The 6,625-nt window shown below is 54.8% G+C and carries 10 protein-coding genes; 7 read left to right on the forward strand and 3 right to left on the reverse strand.

The genetic code is table 11. From position 1 onward, the window contains the following. Positions 1-348 precede the first annotated feature (348 nt). From BMX55_RS14385 to BMX55_RS14395, 3 genes are all read left to right on the forward strand, one after another. Positions 349-1,176 carry a helix-turn-helix domain-containing protein gene (locus BMX55_RS14385; protein ID WP_143059691.1) on the forward strand — a complete coding sequence of 276 codons (828 nt, stop codon included), beginning with the start codon at positions 349-351 and terminating at the stop codon, positions 1,174-1,176. 175 nt (positions 1,177-1,351) lie between these two features. Next, entirely contained in the window at positions 1,352-2,251 is a 900-nt protein-coding gene (locus BMX55_RS14390; protein WP_091458883.1) for a hypothetical protein, read from the forward strand. An 87-nt stretch (positions 2,252-2,338) separates the two neighbouring features. After that, complete coding sequence (locus BMX55_RS14395; protein ID WP_091458885.1) at positions 2,339-3,016, forward strand: hypothetical protein; 678 nt, start codon at positions 2,339-2,341, stop codon at positions 3,014-3,016. Positions 3,017-3,088: 72 nt separating this feature from the next. Here the strand turns inward: BMX55_RS14395 and BMX55_RS14400 are convergent, their stop codons facing one another. Beyond that, positions 3,089-3,976: a phage antirepressor N-terminal domain-containing protein gene (locus BMX55_RS14400; protein ID WP_091458887.1), complete on the reverse strand. Its 888-nt coding sequence runs from the start codon at positions 3,974-3,976 to the stop codon at positions 3,089-3,091. Between the two features lie 354 nt (positions 3,977-4,330). On the opposite strand from BMX55_RS14400, the gene BMX55_RS14405 reads away from it, so the two are divergent. From BMX55_RS14405 to BMX55_RS14420, 4 genes are all read left to right on the forward strand, one after another. After that, the gene (locus tag BMX55_RS14405) at positions 4,331-4,660 is read left to right on the forward strand and encodes a type II toxin-antitoxin system RelE/ParE family toxin (protein WP_091458889.1); all 330 of its coding nucleotides are present in this window, start codon (positions 4,331-4,333) and stop codon (positions 4,658-4,660) included. Beyond that, positions 4,657-4,950, forward strand: coding sequence for a helix-turn-helix domain-containing protein (locus tag BMX55_RS14410; protein WP_091458891.1), 294 nt, complete (start codon positions 4,657-4,659; stop codon positions 4,948-4,950). Before BMX55_RS14405 ends, BMX55_RS14410 begins: the two co-directional genes overlap by 4 nt. Positions 4,951-5,176: 226 nt before the next feature. Then, entirely contained in the window at positions 5,177-5,605 is a 429-nt protein-coding gene (locus BMX55_RS14415) for a hypothetical protein (RefSeq protein ID WP_091458893.1), read from the forward strand. Positions 5,606-5,793: 188 nt separating this feature from the next. Further along, the gene (locus BMX55_RS14420; protein WP_091458895.1) at positions 5,794-6,030 is read left to right on the forward strand and encodes a hypothetical protein; all 237 of its coding nucleotides are present in this window, start codon (positions 5,794-5,796) and stop codon (positions 6,028-6,030) included. 36 nt (positions 6,031-6,066) lie between these two features. On the opposite strand, the gene BMX55_RS16950 is transcribed toward BMX55_RS14420, so the two are convergent. Both BMX55_RS16950 and BMX55_RS14430 read right to left on the reverse strand, forming a co-directional pair. Then, positions 6,067-6,255: a type II toxin-antitoxin system HicA family toxin gene (locus tag BMX55_RS16950; protein ID WP_091458897.1), complete on the reverse strand. Its 189-nt coding sequence runs from the start codon at positions 6,253-6,255 to the stop codon at positions 6,067-6,069. Then, complete coding sequence (locus BMX55_RS14430) at positions 6,252-6,545, reverse strand: hypothetical protein (protein ID WP_091458898.1); 294 nt, start codon at positions 6,543-6,545, stop codon at positions 6,252-6,254. Before BMX55_RS14430 ends, BMX55_RS16950 begins: the two co-directional genes overlap by 4 nt. Positions 6,546-6,625 lie beyond the last annotated feature (80 nt).

Raw genomic sequence — 6,625 nt, forward strand, 5'->3', positions numbered from 1 at the left:
ATGTTTTCATACATAATTTTGTGATAGGTGATGATAACGTTCCCTTATGGGGGAGCAAAGTTGGAGGACACAAAAAACCACTGGCGCGTGCTGTAGCAGGCCAAAAATGGTAGCGATTGAGGATTTGTTGGGAATTGATTGGGACCGATTGGGGAGAATTCCCAATCAGGCAGGCCAGGGATGGTGGCAGTGCAGGTATGATGACGGCCAGACGGCAAAAACCCCAGACATCTTTCAACGTCCGGGGTTTTTGCCTGTATCAATCTGGTGAGTTTCCTCGCCACAATGAGCAACAGTGGTATGTGGCACATTGTAGCGCGGAAATTTGCAATTCGCAAAGTTCCTATCATGTGCTACCTCCTTACCGCCGCCGCCATCAACTTCAACGCCCCCGGCCTCAAGAGCGCTGCCAAGCATGTTTTGATCGTGCTGGCCCACCATGTCAACAGCAAGAGCAGCTCACCCACTTGCTGGCCCGCCGTTGAGCGCATCGCACAAATGTCGGGCATGTCCCCGCGTGCTGCGCAGTACGCATTGCGCACCTTAGAAAATCTTGGCCTAGTGCGCGTGCAGCACCGCCTTGGCACCAGCCCCCGCTACACCATCACGCTACCGGGCGCGGCCAGCGCAGAATCTGCACCTACCGCAGCAGAATTTGCACCCCCGCCCCTGCAAAATCTGCACCCAAATAAAGAAGTTGAATTTATAAAGAATACCAATACAGCGCACACCGCAAGCCCCGTGCCTGTACCGCCACCCCGACCAGCACCGCCCCCGGCTGCGCCGCTGTGTGTGCCTGAAGAATTAAAAACCATCGAACCTCAAATGCTGGAAGAATTTGCCGTGGTGCGCAAGACGAAGAAAAAAGCCCCCATGCCCACGCGCACAGAGGCACAAGACCTTGCCGAGCAGGCGCAGCGCGCGGGGTTGACAGTGGCACAAGCGGTACGCCTGTGCATAGTGAAGGGCTGGGCGCGGTTTGAAGCCGCATGGGTGCAGGATCGACGCAGTGCCCAACAGGATGCCGCCGTGCCTAGTAAGCCCGTAGAGACTTGGAAGCCTGAGACCGTCAACGCCTCGCCCATACCAGACGAGGTGCGCAAGCGCTGGGCTGAAATGCGGGCAGAAATTGCGGGCCGGACTGGTATCATCCGGCCACTTGCCCACGGCGTATAGACGCCAGAAAGTGAAAAGCCCCTCAAAAGCGACTAAGAGGGGCTAATCGACGGGAGGCAGGTGGTGTAGCCGGAAGGCCCTGACTCTCGCTGTGCCGCGATTGTAGAGGGCAAACCCGGTGTGTTGCAACTAACCGGAGGCCAAAGTGGCCAATAAATCCCAAACAGTTCTTCCGATGTCCAGCCGCATCATTGCGGGTGTGACGGCTTTCGTCACCACCGTGATCTGCGCGGGTATGGCCGGGATGTCGGCATTTCAGCGTACTCCAGACTTTGCCAGCGCCGCCATGTTGGCCGGGCTGGCCCTCGTCATGGTCGTGGGCAGCCACTTGCTGCCAGCACTGGCCCGTGGCAGTTGGCTGGTGCGCGGCTTGTTCGTGGTGTGTGTGGGCGTGACGCTCTACAACCACGCTTACTTTTTTGACCAGTCCAAACGCGACTTAGGCCACCAGCGTCAGATGGAGGTACCGCCTTCTACAGATGTGGCCCGCTATGAAGCAGAGCTAGCCCGCATCACCGCCCGCGACTTGCCCGAAGTGTCTGCTGATCTGGCCCAAGCCAATGCTGCCGTGGTGCGCGCTGTGGCCGTGCTGGAGCGCTGCAAAGCCAAAGACAATGCCCGCTGCACGACTGCACAGGCCCAGCATGATCTGGCCCAAGCCAAGGTGCAACCGCTGGAAGACGAGCGCGCCCAAGCCCAGCGGGCCGAGGACTTGCGCCAGTCGCTGGCCCAAGCTGTGGCCGAGCATAGTGCACTGGTGAAGGCGGCCACCACCAAAACCGTGGACAGCCAGATTGCCGACATGGTGGGCTTGCGTGCCGAGACCGTGGCGATGGTCACATCCGTGGTGCAGTCTTTGGCACTGGAAGTCATGGGCATGGTGCTTTGGAGCCTTGCCCTACCCAAGGCCAAAGCGGCCAAGGTGCCCGAGCGCAAGCAACAGACAGTGCGCGTCAAGCTCATCACCCCTTACCGCCCCGCCCGCAAGCCCCGCCCAAGCCGTTTGATTGCTTGGGCCAAGGATGCGCTGGTGGCCGGGCCGGGCCAGCCACGCGATTCGCCTGCTGCAGCATAAAAACCTTCCGCCAAATGCAAAACGCCACCCTTTTTTACAGGGTGGCGCTGCTGCATGAATTGTTAAAAATTACGTAATAGGTGGCAAATGGATACAAACCAACTACTCTCTGATCTAGCGCGCGCTGCAGATGCTGTGAAGCCAGCACAAGAATATTGTTTCTTGTGGGTTGATTGGTGGGCTACTTGCATGACCAAGGCCGAGTGGTCTGGGTGGATGCAGGCTTTTGGTTCTGTTGCTGCCATTGTTGGCGCGGTTTTGTTAACAGAGCATCAAATTCGACACGATAAGGAGGCTGCCAAGTTAGCTGCGCGAGACGCTGAACGCAGAAAAATAGTCCGCACAACTCATCACCTGATTGCAATCACAAAGGATCTCAAGGGAAGGGTCTACCATGTAAAAAATGTTCTTACGGACGGTAAGTATGAAGGGAAGTATCCAGTAAGTAACCTTGAAAAAATTGCTAAATCCATTGAGGAACGGTACGAGACCATGCTAGAGCCAGATGCGTACGAGTTTCTGTCGGGGCCAACGGTTAATCTCATCGTGGGGTTGTCAGGGAGTATTTTTGGCCTCACTCGCCTAGCAGATGGCGTGGCACAATCGACAAAAGAAAAATCGGGGTCAGATTTAACGCCAGTGCCTGTCAATCCCAATCAATCTTCGACACAGATATTCGATAACCTCATGAGTAAGCTCCAAGAACTCATTGACCAGTTGATGGCCTTGAGAAAATCAATTGATGTCGACCAAGAAAAGGCGTGATCATTTCATTAAATTCAGGTGGTCTGGCATTGGAAAAGGTGCTTTTTGAAAAAGCACCTTTGGTTGAAAAGATCAGGTGGCTGATGCTGCCCGCCGCTCAAGCGCGGCCTGTGCATCGGCCACCTCTAGCAGGGCATTGCCCATTTCTCTTGCGCTACTGACAGTCAGGCGGGTGTGTGCGGCACTGCCGTTGAACATCAGGGCAAATTGGATTTCTCCGAGCAAGTTGGATGCAAACGAAACACCTTGCTTGCTGCCATCGTCCCGCAGTTCGATGCACTTGGCCATAGCCGTTGGACTGATAAAGACGGATTTTGTTATGAACGATGGCTGTGGCGCGGGTGCTGGCTTGGGGGCCGGTGCCGGGGCAGGTACTGGGGGCAACTTTCCCCGCAGGTAAGCGCACACCTCGTCGTATTTGGTAGCGGGCAGCTCCAAGTAGCTGTTGACCCGGAATTTGTTGTGTAGCCGGTTCCACGTCTCACCGAAGGTTTGCACACCAGAATCCACTACCTGATGCACCAGCTCTTTGATGTCTTGGGCTTGGGAGGGGCTGATGCGGGTGTAGTCGATGGCGGGGTTGTACGGGCGCTGGGTGGGGGCTGGCTGCGGCATGAAGTGCTGGAACAGCACGTCGAAGCATTCGCGTTGGTACACCATCAGCTTGTCGCGCAGTTCGGGCCTGACCCGGTTCACATCCACGCCGAACAACCAGCCGTTGAGCATGGTCAGTGGTAGGCAAATCATTTTGCGTTGCTTACCGTCTTCGGCAACCATGTCCATCATGGACATACCTTGTGCAAGAACATGGTTGCGTTGAATGCGTTTTTGTTGTGCTTCCCATTGCAGGCCGATGTTTTCGCAGATCGGCTTCATGGCAACGTAAGGTTTGCCGTCGTTCAGGGTGGCGAGGATAGATTGGCCGTGGAACTCCACGGAAACGAGTTGATTTTGCGACATGGCGCGTGCTCCATTTACGGTTTGCAACGCTGCTACCTAACTTCCACATTAGGAGGCAGCCCAGACGAGGTGTGGAAGACCGGATGGAGCACCGGCAAGCCTTGCGGCTTCCTCGTCCGGGCCACCAAACTGTCGGCACGCACCAAAGTATGGGCGTGCGGATGTATCTGGCTCGGGCATAAAAAAGCCGCGCTCACTGATGCAAGTGTCGCGGCTTACCACCGCTCCATTCGGGCTTCCACACCCGGTCAGCCTATTGCGTTGGCTGACAGGCGGAATGTAGCATAGTTTTGCGGCGGGCGTTAATTTATTTAAGAACTTGCATATTTATGCCAGTTACTGCATCATCGACAAATGAAGCCACTTAGATTTGTCGACTCCAGCCAGAAAGACTTGCGCGCAATGCCTGTTGACGTGCGGCAAGCCTTGGGTCTTGAGCTGATGACTGTGCAGTATGGCGGTGAGCCTAGTGACTTCAAGCCCATGCCCAGCGTGGGCGCGGGCGCTTATGAAATCCGCTACCGGGATACAGCTCATGGGGCATTTCGTGTGGTCTATGTAGCCAAGCTGGCCGATGCAGTCTATGTGCTGCACGCCTTCCAGAAAAAGGCGCAGAAGACGCCCAAGCCCGACCTTGACTTAGCAGCACAGCGTTACCGAAAACTGATAGGGGCACTCCAATGAACGACGATACCATCCAAATCACCGAAAGCAGCGGCAATGTCTTCCTTGACTTGGGCTTTGACCCCGCAGAGGCCGAAGTGATGAAGCTGCGCGCCGAGGTCATGATCCGCACCGCCCAACAACTCAAGGCGCAAGGCTGGACACAGGCCGAGGCCGCCCGCCATCTTCGCATTACGCAACCGCGCGTGTCACGCCTCATCAAAGGCAAGATCGAAGATTTCAGCCTCGATATGTTGCTGACGCTGGCAAATCGTGCTGGGTTGCATCCGCAGTTGCAGTTTTCTTTGTAACTTTCGTTTAATCCTAGTTAGTCCTCGGAAGAAGAATTATGTCAAAAGCTATTTTTCTGGAAAACACTGTGAATGTAATTGACTATATATGGTCTTCGTTAGAAGGCAAGCCTTATTCTGCATCGCATTGTCATTTTTACAATTCTAAAATCAATAGTCTGGATAATATTCGTAATGCACTGCTATTTTTTAACAACGAATTAAAAAATTACAATAAGCATGGGGTATGACCAAGGACGTGCATGGCTTCCAGAAAGATGAGCGGACGTACCAAGATGGCGCTCCAGATCGGCAAACCAAAACGCTGCAAGCGCAGCAAGCGGTTAGAACAGCGCAGCTCTACGACGCCTATCAAAACGCCACCGACCCCAAGCAGCAGGCAGCCATTGCTGAACGACTGCGCGTGTTGACCGGCAAAGACAAGCCCGAAGCATGGAAAGCCACAGCACTGAGCGGAGGCAAGGATGCACTAGGCAATCCACAGCCGGGTGGCGCACTCATCCTAAACCCGACTACGGGGGAGCACCGGTATGTGCAGGGCGGAGAGCAAGGCGGGCAGCCGTTGCCTCCGAAGAATCAGCTCGTGAAAGGGCAGGTTTACCAGACCGGGCGAGGAAACATGCGCTGGAATGGAGCTGGATTCGATCCGGCGTAGGTCGGACTAAAAGATTGCAACCCAATCATTTTGGGTTGCAATTGTGTCTCACAGGGTGTTCCAACCAACCGGAATCCTTGCACAATTCAGCCAAGCAATGCGTAGCGGTACAGAGGCTGCTATCAACTCAGAACAACCAAGCATTGGGCGGTTTCCGGTTGAATTAAATTTCCACGAAGGAGAGGATCATGAGCTATCACCAAACGAGACAGATGCCGATTCAAGTGCAGAAATCTCTGCGGGAGGCGAGCCTCCGATCCATGGAGATACAGAAGCAGTTGGCGAAGGCCAGATGCCATCAGGAAGAACTGACGGCGAATCCACCCTTGCAGGTGCGAATATTGGGCAAACTGATTCAGGAGAGCCCGATAGTTGCCCGCAAAGTCGCTAGGCTTGAAGAGTTTTCTTCTCTGTGCCACAACTGAAAAAAGCCCGGACTATGCGGGCTTGGGTTTGGCGCTTTAAAAACGATGTGCGATGCCAGCTTGCTTCATGATGGCATTCGCCATGTCGCGGGCTGGCATATTTTTGGAAACGGTCTGGTTGCGCAAGCCGTTAGACCAGATTTCGTGGGAGCCTTTGCCCTGCCTCAGAAATGAGTAGCCATGCTGCTTCAGCTGGGCAATGACTTGCTGATAGTACCCATTCATGCAACACAATGAAGCTCATCGCGAATGAGCAATTCTGTAGTTGCCCTGACCCGTGGACTGCGGATCGCTAAGTTGAGCAGCTCGTCAGCAGCAGCGAACACTTCTGACCGGAGTTCATCCAGGTCTTGCCCAGCCACCACCAACCCATCAAGATCAGGACTGTCCGCCCAGTAGCTTTTGGATTCGGCATCGAGATGCACCCGCACGCGAACCAGCAGCGGCACGCCCATACGCGCTGCAAACTTCCAGCCCGGCCATCCAACTTTGTATCTAATTGTAGGGACTTGCATTTGAAAAGCGTCAGGCCTGCATTCAGCGCATTTTTGGGCCAACATTAACTGCGTCTATCAGCGCCCTCAGGCCAGCATTA

This window comes from Giesbergeria anulus (genome assembly GCF_900111115.1).
GTDB classification, from domain to species: domain Bacteria; phylum Pseudomonadota; class Gammaproteobacteria; order Burkholderiales; family Burkholderiaceae_C; genus Simplicispira; species Simplicispira anulus.